Origin of the sequence: Methylobacterium sp. EM32 (assembly GCF_040593685.1) — a bacterium.
Lineage (GTDB): Bacteria > Pseudomonadota > Alphaproteobacteria > Rhizobiales > Beijerinckiaceae > Methylobacterium.
This window is the reverse complement of record NZ_JBEXZS010000166.1, coordinates 37,155-59,909: the sequence shown is the minus strand read 5'-3', so window position 1 is coordinate 59,909 and position 22,755 is coordinate 37,155. Positions and strand designations below refer to the sequence as shown.

General features: G+C 71.0%; 24 protein-coding genes. 14 read left to right on the top strand and 10 right to left on the bottom strand.

Annotated features, from left to right (window positions below):
- Nucleotides 1-43: 43 nt before the first annotated feature.
- Nucleotides 44-421, bottom strand: a complete 378-nt coding sequence (locus ABZT49_RS21585; RefSeq protein ID WP_355288830.1) for a hypothetical protein — start codon at nucleotides 419-421, stop codon at nucleotides 44-46.
- Nucleotides 418-1,152: a hypothetical protein gene (locus ABZT49_RS21580; protein WP_355288828.1), complete on the bottom strand. Its 735-nt coding sequence runs from the start codon at nucleotides 1,150-1,152 to the stop codon at nucleotides 418-420. The genes ABZT49_RS21585 and ABZT49_RS21580 overlap by 4 nt, the downstream gene beginning before the upstream one ends.
- Before the next feature lie 518 nt (nucleotides 1,153-1,670).
- Here ABZT49_RS21580 and ABZT49_RS21575 point away from each other — a divergent pair.
- The 6 genes from ABZT49_RS21575 to ABZT49_RS21550 all read left to right on the top strand — a co-directional run bounded on the left by ABZT49_RS21575 (nucleotide 1,671) and on the right by ABZT49_RS21550 (nucleotide 6,364).
- Nucleotides 1,671-2,528, top strand: a complete 858-nt coding sequence (locus tag ABZT49_RS21575; protein ID WP_355288827.1) for a hypothetical protein — start codon at nucleotides 1,671-1,673, stop codon at nucleotides 2,526-2,528.
- Between the two features lie 164 nt (nucleotides 2,529-2,692).
- Entirely contained in the window at nucleotides 2,693-3,019 is a 327-nt protein-coding gene (csgH, locus tag ABZT49_RS21570) for a curli-like amyloid fiber formation chaperone CsgH (RefSeq protein ID WP_093568987.1), read from the top strand.
- Between the two features lie 355 nt (nucleotides 3,020-3,374).
- Entirely contained in the window at nucleotides 3,375-3,851 is a 477-nt protein-coding gene (locus ABZT49_RS21565) for a hypothetical protein (RefSeq protein WP_355288824.1), read from the top strand.
- 4 nt (nucleotides 3,852-3,855) lie between these two features.
- Nucleotides 3,856-4,362, top strand: coding sequence for a curli assembly protein CsgF (locus ABZT49_RS21560; protein ID WP_355288822.1), 507 nt, complete (start codon nucleotides 3,856-3,858; stop codon nucleotides 4,360-4,362).
- A 15-nt stretch (nucleotides 4,363-4,377) separates the two neighbouring features.
- Entirely contained in the window at nucleotides 4,378-5,325 is a 948-nt protein-coding gene (locus tag ABZT49_RS21555; RefSeq protein WP_355288820.1) for a CsgG/HfaB family protein, read from the top strand.
- Nucleotides 5,326-5,350: 25 nt separating this feature from the next.
- On the top strand, nucleotides 5,351-6,364 hold the full coding sequence (locus ABZT49_RS21550) for a lytic transglycosylase domain-containing protein (protein WP_355288818.1): 1,014 nt from the start codon (nucleotides 5,351-5,353) through the stop codon (nucleotides 6,362-6,364).
- Between the two features lie 9 nt (nucleotides 6,365-6,373).
- Here ABZT49_RS21550 and ABZT49_RS21545 read toward each other — a convergent pair whose 3' ends face one another.
- Nucleotides 6,374-6,763: a hypothetical protein gene (locus ABZT49_RS21545; RefSeq protein ID WP_355288816.1), complete on the bottom strand. Its 390-nt coding sequence runs from the start codon at nucleotides 6,761-6,763 to the stop codon at nucleotides 6,374-6,376.
- 408 nt (nucleotides 6,764-7,171) lie between these two features.
- Between ABZT49_RS21545 and pbpC the strand changes: the two genes are divergently transcribed.
- The 3 genes from pbpC to hisN all read left to right on the top strand — a co-directional run bounded on the left by pbpC (nucleotide 7,172) and on the right by hisN (nucleotide 12,502).
- A complete protein-coding gene (gene pbpC, locus ABZT49_RS21540) occupies nucleotides 7,172-9,250 on the top strand; it encodes a penicillin-binding protein 1C (protein ID WP_355288814.1) in 2,079 nt (692 codons plus the stop codon).
- 267 nt (nucleotides 9,251-9,517) lie between these two features.
- On the top strand, nucleotides 9,518-11,518 hold the full coding sequence (locus ABZT49_RS21535; protein ID WP_355288812.1) for an AI-2E family transporter: 2,001 nt from the start codon (nucleotides 9,518-9,520) through the stop codon (nucleotides 11,516-11,518).
- Nucleotides 11,519-11,710: 192 nt separating this feature from the next.
- The gene (gene hisN / locus ABZT49_RS21530) at nucleotides 11,711-12,502 is read left to right on the top strand and encodes a histidinol-phosphatase (RefSeq protein WP_355288810.1); all 792 of its coding nucleotides are present in this window, start codon (nucleotides 11,711-11,713) and stop codon (nucleotides 12,500-12,502) included.
- 4 nt (nucleotides 12,503-12,506) lie between these two features.
- On the opposite strand, the gene ABZT49_RS21525 is transcribed toward hisN, so the two are convergent.
- On the bottom strand, nucleotides 12,507-13,628 hold the full coding sequence (locus ABZT49_RS21525) for an aldo/keto reductase (protein ID WP_355288808.1): 1,122 nt from the start codon (nucleotides 13,626-13,628) through the stop codon (nucleotides 12,507-12,509).
- A gap of 96 nt (nucleotides 13,629-13,724) precedes the next feature.
- Here ABZT49_RS21525 and ABZT49_RS21520 point away from each other — a divergent pair, with 96 nt between their 5' ends.
- A complete protein-coding gene (locus ABZT49_RS21520) occupies nucleotides 13,725-14,612 on the top strand; it encodes a LysR family transcriptional regulator (protein WP_355288806.1) in 888 nt (295 codons plus the stop codon).
- Between the two features lie 3 nt (nucleotides 14,613-14,615).
- Here the strand turns inward: ABZT49_RS21520 and ABZT49_RS21515 are convergent, their stop codons facing one another.
- On the bottom strand, nucleotides 14,616-15,626 hold the full coding sequence (locus tag ABZT49_RS21515; protein WP_355288804.1) for an alpha/beta hydrolase: 1,011 nt from the start codon (nucleotides 15,624-15,626) through the stop codon (nucleotides 14,616-14,618).
- Between the two features lie 247 nt (nucleotides 15,627-15,873).
- On the opposite strand from ABZT49_RS21515, the gene ABZT49_RS21510 reads away from it, so the two are divergent.
- Nucleotides 15,874-16,338: an Hsp20 family protein gene (locus ABZT49_RS21510; protein WP_355288803.1), complete on the top strand. Its 465-nt coding sequence runs from the start codon at nucleotides 15,874-15,876 to the stop codon at nucleotides 16,336-16,338.
- A 162-nt stretch (nucleotides 16,339-16,500) separates the two neighbouring features.
- Here ABZT49_RS21510 and ABZT49_RS21505 read toward each other — a convergent pair whose 3' ends face one another.
- Both ABZT49_RS21505 and ABZT49_RS21500 read right to left on the bottom strand, forming a co-directional pair.
- Nucleotides 16,501-16,815, bottom strand: a complete 315-nt coding sequence (locus ABZT49_RS21505; protein WP_407943544.1) for a carboxymuconolactone decarboxylase family protein — start codon at nucleotides 16,813-16,815, stop codon at nucleotides 16,501-16,503.
- Nucleotides 16,816-16,944: 129 nt separating this feature from the next.
- Entirely contained in the window at nucleotides 16,945-17,421 is a 477-nt protein-coding gene (locus ABZT49_RS21500) for an RNA polymerase subunit sigma-70 (protein ID WP_355288801.1), read from the bottom strand.
- 229 nt (nucleotides 17,422-17,650) lie between these two features.
- Here ABZT49_RS21500 and ABZT49_RS21495 point away from each other — a divergent pair, with 229 nt between their 5' ends.
- The 3 genes from ABZT49_RS21495 (at nucleotide 17,651) to hemC (ending at nucleotide 19,210) form a co-directional block, all read left to right on the top strand.
- Entirely contained in the window at nucleotides 17,651-17,950 is a 300-nt protein-coding gene (locus ABZT49_RS21495; RefSeq protein ID WP_355288799.1) for an antibiotic biosynthesis monooxygenase family protein, read from the top strand.
- Between the two features lie 66 nt (nucleotides 17,951-18,016).
- Nucleotides 18,017-18,187 (top strand): hypothetical protein, encoded by a 171-nt coding sequence (locus ABZT49_RS21490; protein ID WP_355288798.1) that lies wholly within the window; start codon nucleotides 18,017-18,019, stop codon nucleotides 18,185-18,187.
- A gap of 87 nt (nucleotides 18,188-18,274) precedes the next feature.
- Complete coding sequence (hemC, locus tag ABZT49_RS21485) at nucleotides 18,275-19,210, top strand: hydroxymethylbilane synthase (protein WP_355288796.1); 936 nt, start codon at nucleotides 18,275-18,277, stop codon at nucleotides 19,208-19,210.
- A 9-nt stretch (nucleotides 19,211-19,219) separates the two neighbouring features.
- Here the strand turns inward: hemC and ABZT49_RS21480 are convergent, their stop codons facing one another.
- The 3 genes from ABZT49_RS21480 to ABZT49_RS21470 all read right to left on the bottom strand — a co-directional run bounded on the left by ABZT49_RS21480 (nucleotide 19,220) and on the right by ABZT49_RS21470 (nucleotide 22,643).
- The gene (locus ABZT49_RS21480) at nucleotides 19,220-20,365 is read right to left on the bottom strand and encodes a GGDEF domain-containing protein (protein WP_355288794.1); all 1,146 of its coding nucleotides are present in this window, start codon (nucleotides 20,363-20,365) and stop codon (nucleotides 19,220-19,222) included.
- A 324-nt stretch (nucleotides 20,366-20,689) separates the two neighbouring features.
- Nucleotides 20,690-21,982 carry a nicotinate phosphoribosyltransferase gene (locus ABZT49_RS21475; RefSeq protein WP_355288792.1) on the bottom strand — a complete coding sequence of 431 codons (1,293 nt, stop codon included), beginning with the start codon at nucleotides 21,980-21,982 and terminating at the stop codon, nucleotides 20,690-20,692.
- A gap of 151 nt (nucleotides 21,983-22,133) precedes the next feature.
- Nucleotides 22,134-22,643, bottom strand: coding sequence for a pyridoxamine 5'-phosphate oxidase family protein (locus tag ABZT49_RS21470; RefSeq protein WP_093568972.1), 510 nt, complete (start codon nucleotides 22,641-22,643; stop codon nucleotides 22,134-22,136).
- Between the last annotated feature and the right edge of the window lie 112 nt (nucleotides 22,644-22,755).

Here is a 22,755-nt window from a genome sequence, read left to right as displayed (position 1 = left end):
GTCGTCGCCCGACCGCGCAAGGGCAGGAAGGCCGTCCCGGGCTTCAGCGCAGGTCGATGACGGCGCGGCCCGGGGCGGGGCCGTCCCACGGCGCGGCCTTGTCCTTGAGGAAATCATCCTGACGGCGCGCCGGCGGCGACGGATCCGCCGCGCCGCGGGGCTGCGCCCGGGCCGGGGCCACCGCGTCGAGGGCCGACGCGGCCGACGCGCCGGGCAGCCCTGCCGGATTGGCGACCCGCCCCTCGACTTGATCCAGGCAGCGCCGCAGCGCGCCGGGATCGGGCAGGAGCGTGCAGTCGTTCACGCTGGTGGGGCTCGTCTGCGCGAGGGAGCCGGTCGCGAGCAGCGGCAGCAGCAGGAGCACGGTCCGCCCCCGCGCGGCCGCCCGCCCGGTCCGGGATTCCGGTCCGGCCCCGCTCACGGGCGCGCCGACTTCGCGCGGGTATCCACTTGCCGGATTTCGATCTCGCTCGGCTCCGAGGGACGGATCCGCTTCGGCACCGGCGCCGCGGTGGCGACCTGCTGGCTCGCCGGCATCACGGGAGCGGCCTGCGCCGTCCGGGCCTGGCCCGGCTGCGGCGCGCGGCCCTGCGCCGGCGGGCTCGCCTGCTGCGCCTGCGCCGGGGCCGCCGGCGCCGCCTTGTCGAGGCGGCCGAGGCGGACCCGGACGTACTCCACCGCGCGCTTGCCGGCGTCGAAGCCGCACTCGTAGGTGACGCGGACCCAGTCCTTCTGCGGGCTCAGGAAGCGGATCGAGTCGCCCCGGTAGCGCACCAGGGTCGAGGCGCCCTCCGGCGCTTCGGCCTGCTGGAAGATCTTGGCGAACGGCCGGCTGACCCACTCGAAATCCGTCGGCGCCTCCGCCTCGACGCGGGGCGCGCAGAGCTGGGCGGCCGTCTCGGAATTCGCCCGCACGCAGGCGGAATCACAGCCGGGCGCCGGCTGCGGCGGCACGGCGGCCGGAGCGGCGGCTTGGGCAGGGGCCGCGGCTTGGGCCGGCTGGCCGGCGGCGAGCCCGGCCTGAACCTGCTGATGGGAGGCGAGGCCGGCCGATGCCGGCTGGGGCGCCGTCTGCGCGAGGGCCGGTCCTGCCAATCCGACGACCGCGACGAGAAGCCGGGCGCTCCCGCGCGCTGGACGAAGACGCTGCATCCCCTTCTCCCCCGATCACCACGCCCTTGACTGGGCGCCTTCATGGTTCGTCATCGGCTCTGCCGGTCCGGCGACAATCGAGCCGCGGCCGGAACGACCGTCAATACAAGCCATGACACACACTGCCACCTTCACCGGTCGGATCAAGCCCTACCCCTTTCGAAGTAGGCGGCAGGTTGCAAAAATAGCACAAAGTTGTAATCGGGGGATCATTCGAACGATGAGACCAGATCAGGTCATCGCGGTCGCCGAGCCAGAGACGAGCCGGTCGGAAGAGCTAAACCATTGAATCGTCTACCGATTGTTCGTGCTCGAACGGTCGGCCGTCGACCCGAAATACCAACCTTTGATTGATGAAGTACGCACGTAGATTGAGTTTTTTCGACCATGGCGCCTGCTTGATCAGACGGGTCCGGCGTGTGTAGGTAAACGAAGCGTTAAGTCGCAATGAAGCGATCGATGCGCGCAGGCCGAAGCCTAAATTCAACTCAGCATAGACTGATCAAGGGAGTGTCGTCATGTCCAAGTCCGTTCTTCTCGGCTCCGTTGCGCTGTTCGCGGTCGCTTTCGCCGGTACTGCCTCGGCGCAGCAGGCGATCTCTCCTGTGCTGAGCAGCGCCCCCACGGTCAACGAGGCCATCGTCGTCCAGCGTGGCGGCACCAACAAAGCGACGATCGATCAGACGATCGGCCAGAACAACAAGGCCGGTTACCTGAACAACACCATCGATCTTTCCGCCGCCAATATTACAGAAAACAACGGCAACGACGCCTTCACCAATGTGAATTCTGTTCTGCAGAACGGCAATAATAACGAACTGAATATCATCCAGCCCGGATCCAACAATTCCGTCGTGACTTCCTCCGGTAATTATTTTCGCGATACTTTTATTTTTAACCCGACCAGCGGCGGTTCGTTCCAGCGCGGCGACGGCAACAAGGTCTACGTGAATCAGGGCGGCGGCAATGGTGTCGCCCAGTTCCAGCAGCGCGGCGACGGCAACACCGGCTCGATCATCACCGAAGCCAACGCCAACAACACCTACGCCGGCCTGTTCCAGTTCGGCGATAGCAACACGGCCCAGATCCGCCAGAACAGCACGGCCATCAACGCCTATGCCGTTGTGGTGCAGCAGGGGAACAACAACAGCGGTGCCATCGAGCAGTCCGGCACGTACAACTACGCGGGCTTGCTGCAGATCGGAAGCTACAATACTGCCGGCATCACCCAGTTCGGAACGGCGGGCGTCGGCGCCGGCGGCTACCAGTACGGCGTCGGAAACTCCGCCTCGGTCCTCCAGAACGGCCTCTCCTCGTCCAACGCCCTCTTCGCCCAGGCCGGCAACAACAACAGCGTGACCATCCGCCAGCGCTGAGCACCAGCGGCCCGCAAGGCCCTGGGGCGGCGATTCCGGTCGCCGCTCCGAGGCACGCGGGCGGACGAGAGAGACGAGGGACTTGGCCAGCCCGCCAGGGCTGGCCTTTCGTCCCGGGACTGCACCATCGGGCCGGCGAGGCCGATGCACGAGGAGGCCGAGCGATGCCCACCATCGACCTGCCCGCGGCGGGCCCGGCGACCTGCATCGTCGTCGAGAGCCGCTCCCTGGACGGAGCCCGGATCGCCGTGCGGATCACGACGTCCGAGGCGCTGTCGGGGCGCTACAGCCTCCAGGTCCGCAAATCGGACGCGGCCGGATCGGCGGTGATGGAGCAGGCCGGCGGCTTCGCGACCGGCGCCGGCGAGACCCGCGGCTTCGGCCAGGTCCTAGTGAGCGTCGCCCCGGCGGGCGAGCTCGTCCTCGATGCCCGGATCGCGTTCAACGGCACGACCGTCCGCTGCGGCCACCAGCGTACCGATTCGCTGTAACCGGCGAGCATCGCGCCACCGCCGCCACCTTTCGATCCGGCGGTCCAGATCGGCTTTGCTTTCGCGGCAATCTCTTCTTCTATCTGCATGCACACGGTGACCAAGGGTATCCCTGAACTAAATGCGCAACACGTCTCCAATCAAGCCGCGAATGTGTCAAGACGGCAACAGGAGCAGATTCACACGCACAAACAGATCACGACATCTATACATCGCCTGGAAGCGATGATTTGATCACAGACAGCGAAGATCGGGAGGGGGCATGATCGGTCATGGAACTCGCGGCAGCCCAGCCGGGCTCCTGCTGGCCGCTTGTGTCGGAGCGACTGTGACCCCGGCGGCGGCGCAGGATCGCGTGACCATCGATCAGGTCCAGGTCCGGACGATCCGGCCAGATGCGGGCGTCTCCCGTCCGGCGATCCAGGAGGCCGACTACATCCTGAGCAGCCAATCCGGCATCACGCTGATGTCCCCGGGCCCCGCGCTCCCCGCCGTGCCGGCCGGCAGCCAGGCCCGCGTCCTCCAGTCCGGCATCGGCAACACCTCGACGGTCGATATGTCGGGCAATGCCAACGCGGCGTTCCAGAGCATCATGGGGGCCCGGAACACCGTGACGCAAGAGCAGTCCGGCAACTTCAACCAGTCGAGCGTCACGGTGTTCGGCAACACCAACACCGTCGGAACCCGCCAGGACGGCAACGGCGCGGCCGCGACCGTGACGGTGCGCGGCGACAGCAACACCATCACGGCGCAGCAGCAGGGCAACAATCCGCTGCCCATCAGCATCACGCAAGTCGGCAACGGCGGCAGCGTCTCGGTCTCACGCAAGTAGAACCATGCTCCGGATCACGCTCACCGGGCCCTTGGCCCAGACCTTCGCGGCTCTTGCTCTCGCGACGCTCGCCGGCGCGACGCAGGCCGGCAGCCTCGTCTACCAGCCGGTCAACCCGTCCTTCGGCGGCAGCCCGCTGAACGGGGCCTGGCTGCAGGCCGAGGCCACGGCGCAGAACGACGCCGCGCGGCGCGCGCAGCGCCTGCAGCAGCTCTTCTCGGCCCAGCAGAGCAGCGCGACCGGGACGACGCCCGGCCAGATCTTCTCGCAGCAGCTCCAGGCCCAGATCTACGGCTCGCTCGCCAACCAGATCACGCAGGCGATCTTCGGCGAGAACGCGCAGCAGAGCGGCAGCTACAGCTTCGGCGGCTCGACCGTGACGTTCCAGCGGGTCGGCACCAACATCCAGCTCCAGATCTTCGACGGCGCGACGACGACGACGGTGGTAGTGCCGGCGACGGCGACCCTCAGCGGCGGATCGGGCGCGGCCCCGCTCTCCGGCGCGCCCTGACGCCGCAGCCCGATCATGATCGCATCTCTCGCGTCGCGGCGCCGGCTCCGCGCCATCCGGCAGTGGCGGCTCGGCGCCGCCTGCGCGGCCCTCCTCGCCCCGGCCCTGGCGGGCTGCGGCACGACCTGGATCCGCGAGCCGCTCGCCGAGGCGCCCGTGGTGACGACGCCGTCGCCGACGGACCTCAACCTCGAGACGCTGCCGCCGCCGGCGCGCAAGATCGACGTCGCGATCTACAGCTTTCCCGACCTGACCGGGCAGAACAAGCCCAACGACAACATCGCCGAGTATTCCCGCGCCGTGACCCAGGGCGGGGGCGCCTTCGTGGTCGACGCCCTGCGCCGGGCCGGCGGCGGGCGGTGGTTCTCGGTGGTCGAGCGGACGGGCCTCGCCAACCTGCTCCAAGAGCGCCAGCTCATCCGGGCGACGCGCCAGGAATTCGAGGGAACCGACGCCAAGCCGTTGCCGCCGATCCGCTTCGCAGGCCTGATCGTCGAGGGCGGCATCATCGGCTACGACGCCAACACGGTCACCGGCGGGGCGGGCGCCAACCTGCTCGGCATCGGCAGCGACACGCGCTACCGCCGCGACGAGGTCACGGTGGCGATGCGCATCGTCTCGGTCCAGACCGGCGAGGTGCTCAACAGCGTCACGGTGACGAAGACAATCTACTCGGTCGGCCTCAATGCCAACGCCTACCGCTACGTCGCGGTCGCCAAGCTCCTCCAGGTCGAGGCCGGGGTGACGCGCAACGAGCCGACCCAGATGGCGGTGCGCGAGGCGATCGACCTCGCGGTCTACGCGACGATCCTCGAGGGCGCCCGCAAGAAGCTCTGGCGCTTCCGCGACCCGACCGCCTCGTCCCGGCTGATCGAGGATTACCTGATGCGCGACAAGCCGACCCCGCTCGCCCAGCCCGAATCCGTGCCGGTGGCGGACCGGCCGGTCGTGGCGAAGTCCTGAGAAGACCAACCGGGAGCGCCCCGCCATGACCGGGCTCGCCAGCATCGCCCGCCTTGTGGAGCGCCCGCTCGCGGCGAGTCTCGCGGCGGCTCTCATCCTGGCCCTCGGCCCCGGCGGGCCCGCGCGGGCGGCCAGCGACCGGGACCCGGCCGCCGCCCGCGGCGGCCCGTTCGCCGGGATCGAGGCGGCCGACGGCCTCGTCATCGTCGCCCGCCCGGCGAACCCGTTCCCCGAGCCCGCCTGGGCGCCCTTGTTTCCGGGCAGGGACGACATCCGCGCCCTGATCATCGTGGCCGCCCACGCCAACGACCTGCCGCCCGATTTCTTCCTGCGCCTCCTGCGCCAGGAGAGCGGCCTCGATCCCCGGGCGGTGAGCCGGGCCGGCGCCCAGGGCATCGCCCAGTTCATGCCCTACACCGCGGCCGAGCGCGGGCTGCGCGACCCCTTCGACCCGAGCGAGGCGATCCCGAAATCCGCCGCCCTGCTCCGCGAGCACCAGACCCGGTTCGGCAATCTCGGCCTCGCCGCGGCGGCCTACAATGCCGGCCCGCAACGGGTGCGGAACTGGCTCGACGGGCGCTCGGCCCTGCCGATGGAGACGCAGAACTACGTCCGGCAGATCACCGGCCGGGCCGTCGAGGAGTGGGTCCCGCCGGGCGCCGCCCTTCTGTCGACCGCGAGCCGGCCGATGGGCGGCACGGCCTGGGCCGCGGCCCTAGGAGCGGCCGCAACCTTGGGCAGACCCGCGACCCTGGGCCCGGCGGCGACCCTGGGCCCGGCCGCGGCTTGGGGAACGACGGGGGGCGCGTTGTGGGGCCCGGCCTGGCACGCGACGGCCAATCCGGCCCGGCCCGCGCGCTGGGCCTCGACCGCGCCGCGCGACCGCCAGGCCCTTCGGGTCCGCGCGGCCGCGACGACGCCGGGCCTGGGCCACCCGGCGCGCGCCACCCGTTCCGCGCCCGAGCCGCGCTCCGAAAGGGGCCTCTGCGCCACCCTCCACGCCGCCGGCAGCGCCTGCATCGTGCAGGCCGTCTACTGAGCAGACAGTCTATTGAGACTGTGACGGTGTCACTTGCGGGATCGCGACGGGATTCGCCGGTTCCGGCGGGACCGGCCTACGCGCCGACCGGCCGCGACGGATCGAGCGGGGCGACGCCTCGATCGGGCCGGCCGCCGCGATCAGGGACTCGTCGAGCTTCGGCACGGCCTGGAGGCCGGCGGAGCGGGGCCCCGGGGCGAGGCGCTGGCCCTGATACAGGTCGATGCAGTCGCGCAGGGCGATCGGATCGCGGATGAACGTGCAATCATTGACGTTCGGCACCGGGGCGCCCTGCGCGAAGGCGCCCGAACCGAACGTGATGAGAGCGGCGACCGGGGCGATCCATCGCGACAACCACATGTTGCTCACCCCGCTCAAGCCGGTTCGACCGTCCGCCACGGCTGAACTTCACCGTAAGAGCAACGGGACGAAGGGGCCGGAAGTTCCGCCAAGACCCGATCGGGGCGCCGAACCTCCGAGCCTGTTCAATCTGTGAGGGCGGCGCTGCCAGACACTTTTCTATCCCACCCACGACCTCATCCTGAGGTGCGACCGTAGGGAGCCTCGAAGGAGGGCTCCAGGGATCGCGAGACTTCTGGAGCCCTCCTTCGAGGTCAGTCGATTGAAGATCGACTGACACCTCAGGATGAGGTCGTAGGTGGGACAAAATCTACCACTCCGTCAAACAGGCTCTCAGCGTCGCGGCACGTCGGGATCGAACGTGCCCCGTCGCCGCCGCGCGGGAAATGCGTCAGGATCGCCCCGGCATCGACGGCACGGGACGGCGGGGGCATGGGACGACGGGGGATGGGAGCGCGCACGACATCGACGGCCCGACGTCTCGGGGCCGTTCTGGGGCTCGCCGGCCTCGCTACTGGTCTCGCCGCCTCCGCCTGGCTTTGGATCGCCCTCGCCCGTCTCCCGCCCCTCGACCTCGCCGCGGCGCAGGCCCGCTCCCCCATCGTCCTCGACCGCGCCGGCACGCTGCTGCGCCCCTTCGCGACCGCCGACGGGCGCTGGCGGCTGCCGCTCGAACCGGACGCCGTCGATCCCCGCTTCCTCGCGATGCTGACCGCCTACGAGGACCGGCGCTTCCGGTCGCATTCCGGCGTCGACCCGACGGCGCTCCTGCGCGCCGCCGGGCAGTGGCTCGCGGCCGGGCGGATCGTGTCGGGGGCCTCGACCCTGTCGATGCAGGTGGCCCGCCTCGTCGAGCCGCGGGGCGAGCGCTCGCTCACCGCCAAGCTGCGCCAGATCGCCCGGGCGATCGCGCTGGAGCGGCGCCTCGGCAAGGATGGAATCCTCCGGCTCTACCTCGCGCTTGCGCCCTATGGCGGGCCGGTTGAGGGCTTGCGGGCGGCGAGCCTCGCCTATTTCGGGCGCGAGCCGGCGCGGCTGACGCTGGCCGAGGCCGCCCTGCTGGTCGCCCTGCCCCAGGCGCCGGAAGGGCGGCGGCCCGACCGCTTCCCGGACGCCGCCCGCCGGGCCCGCGACCGGGTGCTCGACATCGCCGCCGCCCGCGGCGTGGTGCCGGCGGCGGATGCCGCCGCCGCCAAGGCCGAGCCGGTGCCGCATGGGCGAAAACCCTTCCCGATGCTGGCGCCCCACGCCGCCGAGGCGGCCCTGGCGCAGGAGCCGGGCCGGGCGGTGCATCGGCTCGCGATCGACGCGCGGCTGCAAGCGCGGCTCGAACCGCTCGTCGCCGAGCGCGCGGCGTCCCTCGGCCCCGGCCTGTCGGCGGCGGTTCTCGTCATCGACAACGCCACCGGCGAGGTCAGGGCCCAGGTCGGCAGCGCCGGCTACCTCGATGCCGCGCGCTCCGGCGCCATCGACATGACGGGGGCTTTGCGCTCGCCGGGCTCCGCCCTCAAGCCCTTCATCTACGCCATGGCGTTCGAAGCGGGGCTCGCGCATCCCGAGACCCTGATCGAGGACCGCCCGTCCCGGTTCGGCGCCTCCTACGCGCCGGAGAATTTCGACCTCACCTTCCAGGGCACGGTGACGGCGCGGCGCGCGCTCCAGCTCTCGCTGAACGTGCCGGCGGTGGAACTGATGGAGGCGGTCGGTCCCGCCCGCTTCATCGCCCGCCTGCGCCAGGCGGGCGCCGGCATCGTCCTGCCGCGGGATGCCGCCCCCGGCCTGCCGGTCGCGCTCGGGGGATTGGGCATCACGCTCGCCGACCTCGCGCGACTCTATGCCGGGCTCGCCCGCGGCGGCGAGGTGCCCGTGCTGAAGCGCCGCCTCGATATCCCGGTCGCGGACGCGGTGCCGCCGCGCATCGCCGAGCCGGTGGCAGCCTGGTACGTCGCCGATGTCTTGCGGGGCACGCCGCCGCCCGAGAGCGCGCTCCCGAACCGCCTCGCCTACAAGACCGGCACGTCTTATGGCTACCGCGACGCCTGGGCGGTCGGGTTCGACCGGCGATACACGGTCGCGGTGTGGCTCGGGCGGCCGGACGGGGCCGGGGTGCCGGGCCTCGTCGGGCGGGTCGCCGCCGCGCCGCTCCTGTTCGACGCGGTCGCACGCCTCGGCGGCGACCCCGAGCCGGTGCCGCGCCCCCGCGACGCCCTGGTGGCGACGACCTCCGCCCTGCCGCCGCCCCTGCGCCACTTGCGTCGGGAGGCGGGACCGACCGACCGCCTGCGCATCGCCTATCCGCCGGACGGGGCGCGGATCGACCTCGGAGCGCTGGACGGAGCACCCGCCGGCCTCGCCCTCAAGGCGCTCGGCGGCACCCTGCCGCTGACCTGGCTCGTCGGCGGGCTGCCGGTGACCGAATCGGACCGACGCCAGGCCGAGTGGCAGCCCGACGGCGCCGGCTTCGTGCGCATCTCGGTGCTCGACGCCACGGGCGCGAGCGACAGCGTGATGGTGCGGATCGAGTAGAGCCTTGTCCGACGACATGGGTGCCGGTTCGGCGCGGAAAATGCGCCAAAACCAATGACCCGGGGCATCGTCCGATCGCGTTGCAATCGGACGATGCCCCGGGCCCGCACACATTTTCGCGAGGATGACCCTGGGTCAGTGGCGGATCGTTTCGCCGCCCATCCCGTTCCTCCCCCGTGGAAGCGTGGCGAGACGGCGAGCGCCGCGCGCGTGGGAGTGAAGCGTCGCATGGCCGATGGGCGAGACGATTCCCGGCGGAGCTTTCCGATGAAGCCGGCCCGGGTCCAGGCCGCAGAGACCCCCGGCGACGGCCTCGCGGCGCCGCTGGTCATCGCGGCGGTGATCGTGGCGGCCCTGTATTTCGGCCGAGAGATCCTGATCCCGATCGCCATCGCGGTGCTGCTCAGCTTCGTCATCGGGCCGCTGGTGGCGCTGCTGCGCAAGCTCCGGCTCGGACGAATTCCCTCCGTCGGCGTCGCGGTGCTGCTGCTGCTCGCCGTGGTGGCAGGCTTGGGCGGCCTCATCGGCATGCAGGTCGCCGACCTCTCGACCGGCCTGCCGCGCTACCAGCGCACCATCGCCCAGAAGGCCGAGAACCTGAAGGCGGGGCCGCTGGGCGACATGGCCGGGTATCTACGCAGCATCAACCACCAGATCCAGCAGGCCGGCGCGCCGGAGCAGAAGCCCGAGGAACAGGCGAAAGAGCAGAAGGAGCAGAAGCCCGAGGGCAAGCGCGCGCCGCCCCCCGCGGTGCAGAACCCCGACAAGCCGGTCCTGGTCGAGGTGCGCGACCGCGAGCCGAGCCCGGTCGAGCTCGCCGAGAAGCTGCTGGCCCCGGTCGTCTCGCCGCTCGCGACTCTCGGCATCGTCTTCGTGGTGCTGATCTTCATCCTGGTGCAGCGCGAGGACCTGCGCGACCGGATGATCCGCCTCGTCGGCTCCAGCGACCTTCACCGCACCACAGTGGCGATGGACGACGCGGCGCGGCGCCTGAGCCGGTTCTTCCTGGTCCAACTCGCGCTCAATGCGGGATTCGGCCTCGCCATCGGCACCGGGCTGTGGCTGATCGGAGTGCCGAACCCGATCCTGTGGGGCATCTTCACCGCGCTGATGCGCTTCGTGCCCTATATCGGCGCCTTCCTGTCGGCCCTGCTGCCGCTGCTGCTGGCCGCCGCCGTCGATCCGGGCTGGAACATGGTGCTGGCGACCGCCGCCCTGTTCATCGTGCTCGAGCCGCTCGTCGGCCAGTTCATCGAGCCGCTGGTCTACGGCCACTCGACCGGGCTGTCGCCCTTCGCAGTGCTGGTCTCGGCCCTGTTCTGGACCTGGCTGTGGGGGCCGGTCGGGCTCCTGCTCTCGACGCCGCTGACCGTCTGCCTCGTCGTGCTCGGCCGCCACGTCGACAAGCTCGAATTCCTCGACGTGCTGTTCGGCGACCGCCCGGCCCTGACCCCGGTCGAGAATTTCTACCAGCGCATGCTGGCCGACGATCCGGACGAGGCGCAGGAACTGGCCGAGGCCATCCTCGCCCAGTGCTCGCTCTCCTCCTACTACGACGAGGTGGCGCTGAAAGGTCTTCAGCTCGCCGCCACGGATGCCCGCCGCGGCGTGCTGACCGAGAGCCAGCTCGAGCGCATCCGCGTCGGCATCGCGCAGCTGATCGAGGATCTCGCCGACCGGCACGACACGGCGCCGGAGACGAAGCCGTCGCTCGCCGGGCGCCTGCTGTCGGGGCGCCAGGACGAGGAGATGCCCTGCGAGGCCGCCCCCGCGGTGCCGGACGCCCCCGCCCCGGACCAGCTGCCGGAGGACTGGCGGCGCGAGGGCGCGGTGCTCTGCGTCGCCGGCCGCGGGCCGCTCGACGAGGCCGCCTCGATGATGCTGGCCCAGCTCCTCGACAAGCACGGCTTCGGCACGAGGGTGGTGCCGTTCGAGGCGGTGTCCCGGTCGGAGATCGGCTCGCTCGACGCGAGTGCGGCGCGGATGGTCTGCATCTCCTATCTCGAGATCAGCGGCCGGCCGGCCCATCTGCGCTACCTGATCCAGCGCGTGCGGCGCCGGGCGCCGGCGGCACAGGTGCTGGTCGGCCTGTGGCCGGCGGACGACGCGGTGCTGAGCGATCCCGGCGCCCGGGAATCGCTCGGCGCCGACCACTACGCGGTCTCCTTGCGCGAGGGCGTCGAGGCCTGCCTGGAAGCGTTGCGCGCCGTCCCGGCCCCCTCCCCTGCCTCCGCCCGGGAGCCCGAGCCCGAGCACGAAGAGGCCTGACGCTGAGCATCATTCGCCGAAGCGGTCACCGGTTCGGCGAATGATGCGACATCAAGAAACGAAGCGGGGTTGGGTCATGCAACTCCGCTTCGGGCCCGGGGCGATGCCCCGGGGCTTGACGCCGGGCCTGCGCCGCCCTTTCGATCCGGGGAGGCGGGCCGCAGGTCCGGGCGAGCGGGAATCGGGGACAGCATGAGCGTGGTGGATTTCGCGCGGTTCGTGGACGAGCTCGCCACCCAGTCGGGCCAGGCCATCCTGCCCTTCTTCCGCACCGCCCTCGCCACCGAGGACAAGGCCGAGGGCCACGCCGCCTTCGATCCGGTCACCGAGGCCGACCGGGCCGGCGAGGCGGTGATGCGCCAGCTCATCAAGCGCAGCTTCCCCGACCACGGCATCCTGGGCGAGGAATTCGGCACCGAGAATCCGGATGCCGAATACGTCTGGGTGCTCGATCCGATCGACGGCACCCGCGGCTTCATCGCCGGCCTGCCGATCTGGGGCACCCTGATCGGGCTCACCCGCGGCGGCGTGCCCTGCTACGGCCTGATGAACCAGCCCTTCACCGGCGAGCGCTTCTTCGGCGACGGCGAGGCCGCCCATTACCAGGGCCCGCACGGGAGCCGCCGCCTGCGCACCCGCCGGAAGGGCGACCTGTCCGAGGCGATCCTGCACACCACCGACCCGCGCCTGTTCGGCGACGGCACCGCCGATCGGCAGGCCTACGAGCGGGTGGAGAAAGCCACCCGCCTCGCCCGCTACGGCGCCGATTGCTACGCCTACGCGATGCTCGCCGCCGGCCATATCGACCTCGTGGTCGAGGCTTCGCTCAAGCCCTACGACATCGTGGCGATGATCCCGGTGATCGAGGGCGCCGGCGGCGTCGTCACGACCTGGGAGGGAACTTCCGCCGCGAAGGGCGGGCGGATCGTGGCGGCGGGGGACAAGCGGCTGCACGAGGCGGCCATGGCGCTCCTGAACGGGTAGGACCTCACTCGGCGTCCGCCATCCCGCGCATCGCGGCGCCCCCGAACACGACCCGGCTCCGCAGGGGCGGACGCGACAGGGCGTAGAGCATCCGCGGCTCGGCCGGGGCGCTCGCCGCGTCGAGGGCGGCGCGGTGCTCGAGTGGCAGGACGAGGTCGAGCGCAGCGACATTATCGGCGACCTGGCCCGGGCGGCTCACCCCCATCAGGGTCGAGGCGACGCCCGGCCGCCCCATCGCCCAGGCGAGGGCGACGCGGGCCGGCGGCTGCCTCAGCGCCTCGGCCACCCGGCGCACGGCGGCGACGATGTCCCAGTTGCGCGGGGTGAACAGGCTGTCGCCGAACGGGTTGGCACCGTCGAGCCGCTTGTCCCCCTCCGGTCGCGCCCCGCCGGCGGGGGCGGCGTCGCCCGGCAGGCCCGCCCCGCGCGGGGCCGCCGCCTCGACGGCGGCGCGGTCGTACTTGCCCGTCAGGAGCCCGTAGGCCAGCGGCGACCACGGAACCAATCCCATCCCGAACTCGCGGGCGAGCGGGACGTGCTCGTCCTCCACCTCGCGGCTCACCAGCGAGTAGAAGTATTGCAGCGCGATCGGCCCCGGCAGGCCGCGCACCTGCGCAAGCGTCGCGATCTTGGCGGCGAGCCAGGCTGGCGCGTTGGAGAGGCCCCAGTAGCGGATCTTGCCGGCCCGCACGAGGCCGGCCATCGTCTCCAGGATCTCCTCGGCCGGGGTGACACCGTCCCAGACATGCAGCCAGTAGAGGTCGATCACGTCGGTCCGCAGGCGGCGCAGCGAGCCGTCGAGGGCGGCGTGGAGGTGCTTGGCGCCGCTGCCGCCGGCATGCGGCCCGGCCCCGGCCGCGAATCCGGCCTTGGTCGCGAGCACGATCCGGTCGCGCAAGGAGCGCTCGGCGATGAAGCGGCCGAGCATCGCCTCGCTCTCGCCGCCGGCATAGAGGTCGGCGGTGTCGACGAAGTTGCCGCCCTCCTCGACATAGGCCTCGAACACCGCCCGGGCGCCCGCCTCGTCGAGGCCCCAGCGGGCGGCGCCGAAGGTCATGGTGCCGAGCGCGAGCGGGCTGACGCCCAGGCCCGAACGGCCGAGCGTGCGATAATCCGACAGGTCCATTGCTGCATGTCCTCGATGATGGGACACGAGATAGCGTGAGGGATCACGGGCGATTAGCCCGGATCGGCCGCAAGCGCTTGTGAACGGGGCTCAGGAATGCGGCGCGGCACGCTCGACGATCTCGCGGCCTTCGCGGCGGTGGCGCGGGCACGCAGCTTCACCCGCGCGGCGGCCGAGCTCGGCCTGTCGCCCTCGGCGCTCAGCCACGCGATGCGGGGGCTGGAGGCGCGGCTCGGCGTGCGGCTTCTCGCCCGCACCACTCGCAGCGTCGCCCCGACGCCGGCGGGCGAGCGGCTGCTGCGCTCCCTCGATCCGGCGCTCGCCGAGGTTGCCCGCGGGATCGCCGGCCTCGCCGAGTGGCGCGGAGCCCCCTCGGGAGCCTTGCGGCTGACGACTTTCCTGGCGGCGGCCCGCAGCGTGCTCGATCCGGCGCTGCCGCGCTTCCTCCTCGACCATCCGGCGGTTTCGGTCGAGGTGGTGACCGACGACCGCTTGACCGACATCGTCGCGTCGGGCTTCGACGCCGGCATCCGCTTCGGCGAGGCGGTGGAGCGCGACATGCTGGCGGTGCGCGTCGGGCCGGACCTGCGCACGGTGGTGGTGGGTACGCCCGGCTACTTCGCCCGGCGGCCGGCACCCGAGAGCCCGGCCGACCTCGAGGATCACGACTGCATCAACTACCGGCTCGCCGGCGGGGGCCTGCTGGCGTGGGAATTCGCCCGTGGCGGCCGCGAGATGCGGGTGCGCGCGAGCGGCCGGCTCGTCGTCAATGACGGCGTCCTGGCGGGGGCGGCCCTGCGTGCGGGCGTCGGGCTCGGCTACATGCTGGAGCAGGACGTCGCAGAGGACATCGCGGCGGGCCGCCTCGTCCAAGTGCTGGATGCCTGGTGCCTGCCGTTTCCCGGCTACCACCTCTACCACCCGGCTCGCCAAGTCACCCCGGCCCTGCGCGCCCTGGTCGACGCCCTGCGCTGGCGCGGATGAGCCTCACGCCACTTCCGCCCTTACCCCTTCCGCCCTCGCCACTTCCCGGGTCCCTTCGGCGAGCGGCGCCGCCGTCCCCGGCACGAAGGCATCGAACGCCGCCCAGAACTGCTCGCGAATCGCGTCGCGTTCCATCAGGATCTCGTGGCGGGCGCCGCGCAGGGTGATGGTGTGGCCGGCCGCCAGCCGGGCCGCGAAGCGCTCCACCGCCGGGGTGCTGCAGACCGGATCGGCGCCGGCGGCCACGACCAGCACCGGCACGCGGATGCCGAGGGGATAGCGTGGATCCTCGAAGCGGCGCATCGCCCGGAAAGCGGCGGCGAGCCAGCCGATGGTGGGATCGCCGATGGCGCCGGCCTTGACCGCGAGCGCCGCCGCGGCGTTGCGGGCGTAACGCACCGGATCGGCGGTGAGCCGGTTGTTCGGGAACGGCTTGGTGGCGATCGAGACCGCCGAGCCCCCCGGCACGTAGCGGCGGCTGAAGCCGAGCGCCCGCAAGACAGCGGCGAGCCGCATCGCGGCCTTCGGCCGGCGGATCATGCAGATCGCCACCATCGGGGCGAGCACGACGAGGCGGCTGAACGGCAGCCAGCCCTCCCGGGCGGCGGTGAGGCAGATCGCGCCGCCCATCGAGTGGGCGAGGCCGAAGAAGGGCCGCGGCATCCGCGCCTCCATCACCTGCGTCTCCACCGCCGCGAGGTCGAGCTTGTACTCCGAGAAATCGTCGACATGGCCCTTGTGCGGGTCCTCGACGGTGCGGTCCGAGCCGCCCTGCCCGCGCCAGTCGAAGGCGACGACGTGGAAGCCGCGGCCGCGCAGCTCGGTCACGGTCTCGAAGTACTTCTCGATGAACTCGGCCCGGCCCTGCACCAGGCAGACTGTGCCGTGCACGACCCGCGCGGTCGGCGCCCAGGTGGCGACGCGCAACGAGAGCCCGTCGGCGGTCTTCACCGTCAGGAGCGTGGCTCCCGGCGGGATCGGATTGTCGGGCGTGGCGAGCAGCGGCACGGTCACGAGAGGGCCTCCGAGGCTGGCATCCGCCGCATCCTGGCACGGCACACCCTAATTAAGTGGGGCAGGATCGGCGCCCGTCCTCGCCTCCGAAAAAAATTCGCAGCGCCCCTCCGGCGACGGCCTTGACCAGTCCAGAGACCACTCCAATATGCGAGGGGCGCCGGCCGATACGGCGGCGCGCAAGACCGGGGCCGGCCCCAGCGGCGGTCCTACAAGACTACATATTGCTTCAGATGGAGAATATGTCATGCGTCAGTTCGATCTCGCTCCCCTGTACCGCTCGACCGTCGGCTTCGACCGCCTGTTTTCCGCCCTCGACCAGTTCGTGACCTCGGATACGGCGCCGACCTACCCGCCCTACAACATCGAGCGTACGGCCGAGAACGCCTACCGGATCACCCTCGCGGTGGCCGGCTTCACCGATCAGGAGCTGTCGATCGAGACCCGCGAGAACGCTCTCACCGTGAAGGGTGAGCGCAAGGCCGATGCGAAGCAGTCCGAGTTCCTGCACCAGGGCATCGCGGCCCGCGGCTTCGAGCGGCGCTTCCAGCTCGCCGACCACGTCCAGGTGACCGGTGCGGTGCTGGAGAACGGCCTGCTCCACGTCGATCTCGTCCGCGAGATTCCGGAGGCCAAGAAGCCGCGCCAGATCCAGATCGCCTCGGGCTCCCGCCCGCAATCGATCGAGGGCAGCGTCCAGAAGGCTGCGTAAGCGTCAAGCGTTCAGCCTAGTCAGTGGGAGCGCCCCGGCTGCGAGGCCGGGGCGCTTCTTGTCGTGCTTGGTTCCATGGCATCGACGGACGTCGATGCCATGGGGTCCGGTGCACTTGCACCGGCGCCCGTTCGGGCTTGCGGCGTCTGACGACGCCGGGAGTCAGGGCAGGATGTGCGTGCCGTGGGTGAGCGCCGCGCCGGCCCGCAGGGCCACCGCCACGAAGACGGTCTCGGCGAGTTCCTGCTCGGTCGCGCCGGCCTTCTTCGCCGCCTCGCGGTGCACTTCGAGGCAGTACGGGCATTGCGTGGTGAGGGCGACGGCGAGCGCCATCAGTTCCTTGTACTTGCGCGGGATCGCGCCGTCCGCGAGCGCCGCCTTGTCGAGGGCCTCGAAGGCGCTCATCGCCTCGGGGGTGAGGCCCTTCAGGGCGGAGAGCTTCTGCAGGTTGGCGGAGTCGTACATTGCGTTGGACATGGGCGTGATCCTCCCGGGTTGGCCGGTGTCGTGACCGGCCGCCCGTCGGTCGGGGCGGCTCGGCACCTCGACTGTTAGAGGATCGCGGGCGCCAAGCCCATTGCGGCTTTGGGCCTGCCCAATCGTCCGTCAGAGATCGCCGAAGGCGAGCTGGGCCGCCGCCGGGTTCTTCTGCGGCTTGCCGGCCTTGGCCGCACCGGTCTTGGCCCCGGCTTTGGCCGGGCTCCGGGCACCGGTCTTGGCGGCCGCCTTGCGCGGCCGCTTCGGCTCGACGCCCTGGATGCGCGCCTTGCCCTTGTCGCGGGCCACGGCCTCCGGGGCGGTCTGGTCGCCCGAGAGCCACTTGCCGCGCTTGATCACCTCGTTCACCCGGCCCTGGTTGACGCCGAGCTTGAAGGCGATCTCCTGCTGGGTCATTTCCGTCGAGCCGTGCAGCTCGAGGATCTCGCGGGCGAGTTCCGGCGTCATCTTCTTGCCGACGATGCGCCGCCCGGGCTTGACCACACGGTTGGCGCGGTCGCGCTCGCGCAGGCGCTCGAGAATCGCCAGCGCCATCTGCATGCCGTTCTCGCGCAGGGCTTCCTCGAATTCCTTCAGCGTCGCCATGAGGACCGAACTCCGCTGTCACGTTCCGGCAGGGAAACGGCGCCGGTCGGGACTGGTTGCCCCTGTGCACAGGTCATCCACGGTTTGTGCGCGCCCTGTTCCGGCTTGGCAACGGGGCACCGGAGGCCATCCACCGCTGTTGCCGCCGCCCTTGGTTGCTGCTGCCCCGCCGCGTGGACAAGCCCGGCGGCTTCGCGCATGGGTTGCTGCATCGCACGAGGAGGATCGCATGGTTCTGGAGATCGCGCAGATCGAGGTGAAGGCCGGGCACGAGAGCGCCTTCGAGGCCGGCGTCGGCCAGGCCGCGGAGCTGTTTCGCCGTGCCAAGGGCTGCCGCGGCATGGAGTTGCAGCGGTCGGTCGAGATCCCGACCCGCTACCGGCTGATGGTGCAGTGGGAGACCCTGGAGAACCACACCGTCGATTTCCGCGAATCGGCCGATTTCCCGGCCTGGCGCGCCCTGGTCTCGGAGCATTTCGCCGCTCCGCCGCAGGTCGAGCACACCGTGCTGGCGGTCCAGGGCTTCTGAAAAGGGCTTCTGAAACCGGGCACCCCTCTGGCCGTTCCCTCTGGGAGACCACGACCGGAGGCCGCCATGACCGACGACCGCAAGCCGGATCCGAAGCCCGGCGAAGGGCTCGCCAACGACAGCCTCGGGGCGAGCCGCCGTCCCGCGGGCGCCGATCCCGCAGGCGCGGCGAAGCCCGCTGCCGGCACGCCCCAGGGCGGCCGGCCCGCCAACGAGCAGGTGCCGCGGGACCGATGATCCGCGCGCGTGTCACTGCCGCGTGACACGGAGCGCCCGACCCGCTACTCGCGAGGTCAAGGTTCCTCGATCTCACGGCACCCGACCATGGCCCGACGTCCCCTGCGCATCGGCACCCGCGGCAGCCCGATGGCGCTCGCCCAGACCGGGATGGTGCGCGACCGCATCGCGGCAGCCCATCCCGACCTCGCCGAGCCCGGCGCGATGGAGCTCGTCGTCGTCACCACGGTGGCCGACAAGGTGCTCGACCGGCCCCTCTCCGAGATCGGCGGCAAGGGCCTGTTCACCAAGGAGCTGGAGCAGGCGCTTCTCGCCGACGAGGTCGACATCGCCGTCCACTCGATGAAGGACGTGGAGACCTGGCTGCCGGACGGCCTCGTCATCGCCTGCATCCTGGAGCGGGACGATCCCCGCGACGCCTTTCTGTCCCCGCACGCGCAGCGCCTCGCCGATCTCGCGCCGGGCAGCCGGGTCGGCACCTCGTCGTTGCGCCGCGGCGCCCAGGTGCTGATGCGCCGGCCCGACCTCACGATCGTGCCGTTGCGCGGCAATGCCAACACCCGGATGAAGCGGCTGCAGGAGGGCGCCTGCGACGCGACCCTGCTCGCCATCGCTGGCCTCGAACGCCTCGGCCTCGCCGACCGGGCGCAGGAGATCCTGCCGGTGAGCGAGATGCTGCCGGCGGTGGCGCAGGGCGCGCTCGGCATCGAGTGCCGGGCCGGCGATTCCGACGTGATCGCGCGCCTCCAGGCCGTCGCCTGCCCCCGCACCACCATCGCGGTCGGGGCCGAGCGGGCGCTCCTGGAGGAACTCGACGGCTCCTGCCGCACCCCGATCGCTGCGCTCGCCCAGATCGACGGCGATCGGCTCACCCTCGACGGGCTGCTGTTCCTCCCCGACGGCAGCGCCCACTGGGCCACCCACCGCACCGGCCTCGTCGCGGACGCCCTGGCGATCGGGCGCGAGGCGGGGGCGGAGCTGAAGGCGAAGGCGGGCGAGACCTACCGGGCGAAGCTGCAGTAGCGGGGCGCCTCAGCGGCGGGCCGGCCCAGGCTCCGCGCCGGCCCTGGCCCGCGGCGGCCCGGACGCGGGGCCGCTCGCGGCGACCCCGCCGCCCTGCCGCTTGACCGCGTAGGAGGCCGCATCGGCCCGCCGGACCAGGTCCTCGAGATCGGCCGTGCGCGACGGCGCGCAGGCGAACCCTAAGCTCAGGCCGACGCTGACCGTCTCTGGCCCGAGATGGTAGGGCGCACTGAGGGCGTGGACGATGCGGCGGGCGAGGATCTCCGCCTCCTCCGGGTGGCGCACGCCGGGCTGGAGCACCACGAACTCGTCCCCGCCGGTCCGGGCTGCCAGGGCGGGGTGTCCCACGAGCAGGCGCAGCCGCGCGCCGATCTCCTGCAGCAGGGCGTCGCCAGCGGCGTGGCCGTAGCGGTCGTTGACCGGCTTGAAGCGGTCGAGGTCGAAGCAGTGGATCGCCACGCTGTCGTCCCCGGTCCCGGACAGGGTGCGGAACGCCTCGCGGAGGCCGAGGCGGTTGGCGAGCCCGGTCAGGGTGTCGCTGCGGGCGAGCGCCGCCATGTCGAGGCGCAGCCCGATCTGCCGAATGGCCTTCCGGTGGGCGGCGAACACGCTCTGCAGGGCCCCGACGAGGAACAGGCCGAACATCGTCGCCAGGATCCCATGCGGCATGTCCCCGAACCAGGCCGCCGACGCGATCGCCGGCAGGGCCGCCAGCAGCAGCGCGCCGGAGGCCAGCACCGGCCGGACGAAGAGGTGGGCGACGACGCCCGAGCAGTAGCCGAACAGCACCCCGGTCGCGAGCATCTGCGGTTCCATGCGGGGCTGCGCGAAGACCAGGGCGACGAACGCGCCGACCGAGGATGCGACCCCGATGGTCGTCAGGAGATGGCCCCGTTCCCACAGGCGAGCCTCCCGCGGCGCGTGCGATCCGTCGGCCAGCCGTCGCGTCTGCCCGACCATGAGCGCCAGCTTGCACAGGCACGCCAGGACGCCGCTCGCGACCGCTGCGAACAGCCCGGCATGGCCGAGGGCTTGCGCGACGAACAGGCCCACGCCCGCCAGGGTCACGCCCATGATGCTGGTCGGCAAGGCGGTGCGCGCGAGATCCGACACCAGCGCGACGTAAACCTCGTCCGATTCAACGTTCGCGTGCATCCGCCACGTGTCCGACCTCGTTTCCGCTCGTCACGGAAGCACGAGATCTATGACGAATCCGACAATAATCCAGCGTGTCGCGCCGCTTTTCCCCACCGCATCCCTGCGTCAGGAGAACGGCACAACTCGCGCGATCGGGTGCTGCTCTAGAGCATTTCCCGACCAACTGGATACCGGTTGGTCGAAGAAAATGCGGCTAAACCAAAAGCCTAGAGCACCGCCCGATCACGGTGCGATCGGCAGCATCCCTGGTCTTTGGTTCCAGGTCTTTGATTTTGCCGAATTTTCTGCGACGAACCGGTCTCCGCTTCTCCGAAAGAAGCTCTAGACCAGGACCGGCACCGCCTGCTGGGCCCCCACCCCGAACACCCGCTTGTAGCGCTCGACCTCCTCCTCCGGCCCCAGCGCCTTGGTAGGGTTGTCGGAGAGCTTCACCGTCGCGTGGCCGTTGGCCGAGATCACCTTGCAGACGATCGAGATCGGGTCGAGGCGGCCGTCCGGCGCCAGCCCGCGGAAATCGTTGGTGAGCAGCGTGCCCCAGCCGTAGCCGATGCGCAGGCGACCGTGGAAATGGCCGTGGATCCGCTCGATCACGTCGACGTCGAGCCCGTCGGAGAAAATCGCCAGCTTCTCCCGCGGGTTGCGGCCGTGCCGGGTCCACCAGCGGATCGCCTCCTCGCCGCCCTCGATCGGGTCCTTCGAATCGATGCGGATGCCGGTCCAGTCGGCCATCCAGGCGGGGCCGCGGTCGAGGAAGCCGGTGGTGCCGTAGGTGTCGGGCAGGATCACCAGGAGGTTGCCGGCATAGTCCCGCTGCCAGTCGGCGAGCACCAGGTAGGGCGCGCGGGCGAGATCCTCCTCGGTCTCGGCCAAAGCCGAGTAGACCATCGGCAATTCATGCGCGTTGGTGCCCACCGCCTCGATGTCGTGACGCAACGCGATCAGGCAGTTCGAGGTGCCGAGGAAGCCTGGCCCCAGCCCCTCGATCATCGCCTCGACGCACCAGTCCTGCCACAGGAAGCCGTGGCGGCGGCGCGTGCCGAAATCGGCGATCGAGAGGCCGGGCAGGGTCTTGAGCCGCTCGATCTTCTCCCAGATCCGCGTCATCGCGCGGGCATAGAGCACTTGGAGCTCGAACTTGCCCATGCCCTTCAGCACGCCGCGCGAGCGCAGCTCGTTGAGGATGGCGAGCGCGGGCACCTCCCACATCGTGGTCTCGATCCACGGTCCGTGGAAGGTGAGCACGTACTGCCCGTCCTGCTTCTCCAGCAGGTAGTCGGGGAAGCGGAAGTTCTCGAGCCAATCCATGAAGTCCGGCGAGAACATCTGCCGGCGGCCGTAGAAGGTGTTGCCGCGCAGCCAGGTCGATTCGCCCCTTGTGAGGCGCAGCGACCGGCAATGATCGAGCTGCTCGCGCAATTCGCCGGGGTCGATCAGGTCGGCGAGCCGCACCCGGCTGGTGCGGTTCTGGATGCCGAAGGTGACCGAGACGTTCCGGTGACGCCGGAAGATCGTCTGGGCCATCAGGAGCTTGTAGAAATCCGTGTCGAGCACGGAGCGGATGATCGGGTCGATCTTCCAGGTGTGGTTGTAGACCCTGGTCGCGAGATCGAGCATCGCCCGTGCCTGCCTGCGTCAGGACCGCCTCCTGCGGGCGGCCGAACCGTCGCACCCTCGGGCGGGGCGACGGAGGGTGCGCAGCCGGCACGGTTCGGGCCGCCGAGTCAAGCATCAAGCTCGACCGCCGGCCCTGCCTTGTGCGCAACCGTCAGCGCGCGCCGAGGTCGACCGCCTTCTTCTCGGTCTTCGGCGACTCGCCGGTCACCGCCGCCTTCACGTAACCGTAGAGATGCAGCATCGTCGAGTTCGGGCTGTCCCAGTACTCGCCCTTCTCGGGGTGGACGCGGATCAGCGCGATCGAGGGATCGTCCTTGCCGCCCGGGAACCAGGTCTTCAGGCTCTCGCTCCACTTGGCGTCGATCTGCGCCTTGTCGCGGACGATCTCGGCCTTGCCCGAGACCGAGACGTAATTCTGGCTCGACGGGTCGGAATACGACAGGTTGACCTGGTTGTCGCGGCTGATCTCGCCCGCCACCGGCGCGTCGTGCTTGACGAAGAACCACAGGTCGCCGGCCTCGTCTGCGTCCTGGTTCCACATCGGGCGGCTGCGCAGCTGGCCGTCGGAATCGGCCGTGGTCATCATCGCGATCTTCACGTCCTTGATCATCGCGAAGAGCTTCTTTGCGCCCTCGTGGTCGCGGTGGCTGCCCTGGTGCATCTCGATCTCCCGTAACGGCGTGACGAGCGGGCAGGCCCGCTCGAAGCTGCACGACAACGGACGATGCCGGCTTTGGTTTCGGGTGCCGGCGCGCGAAACTCGGCCGTGAAAT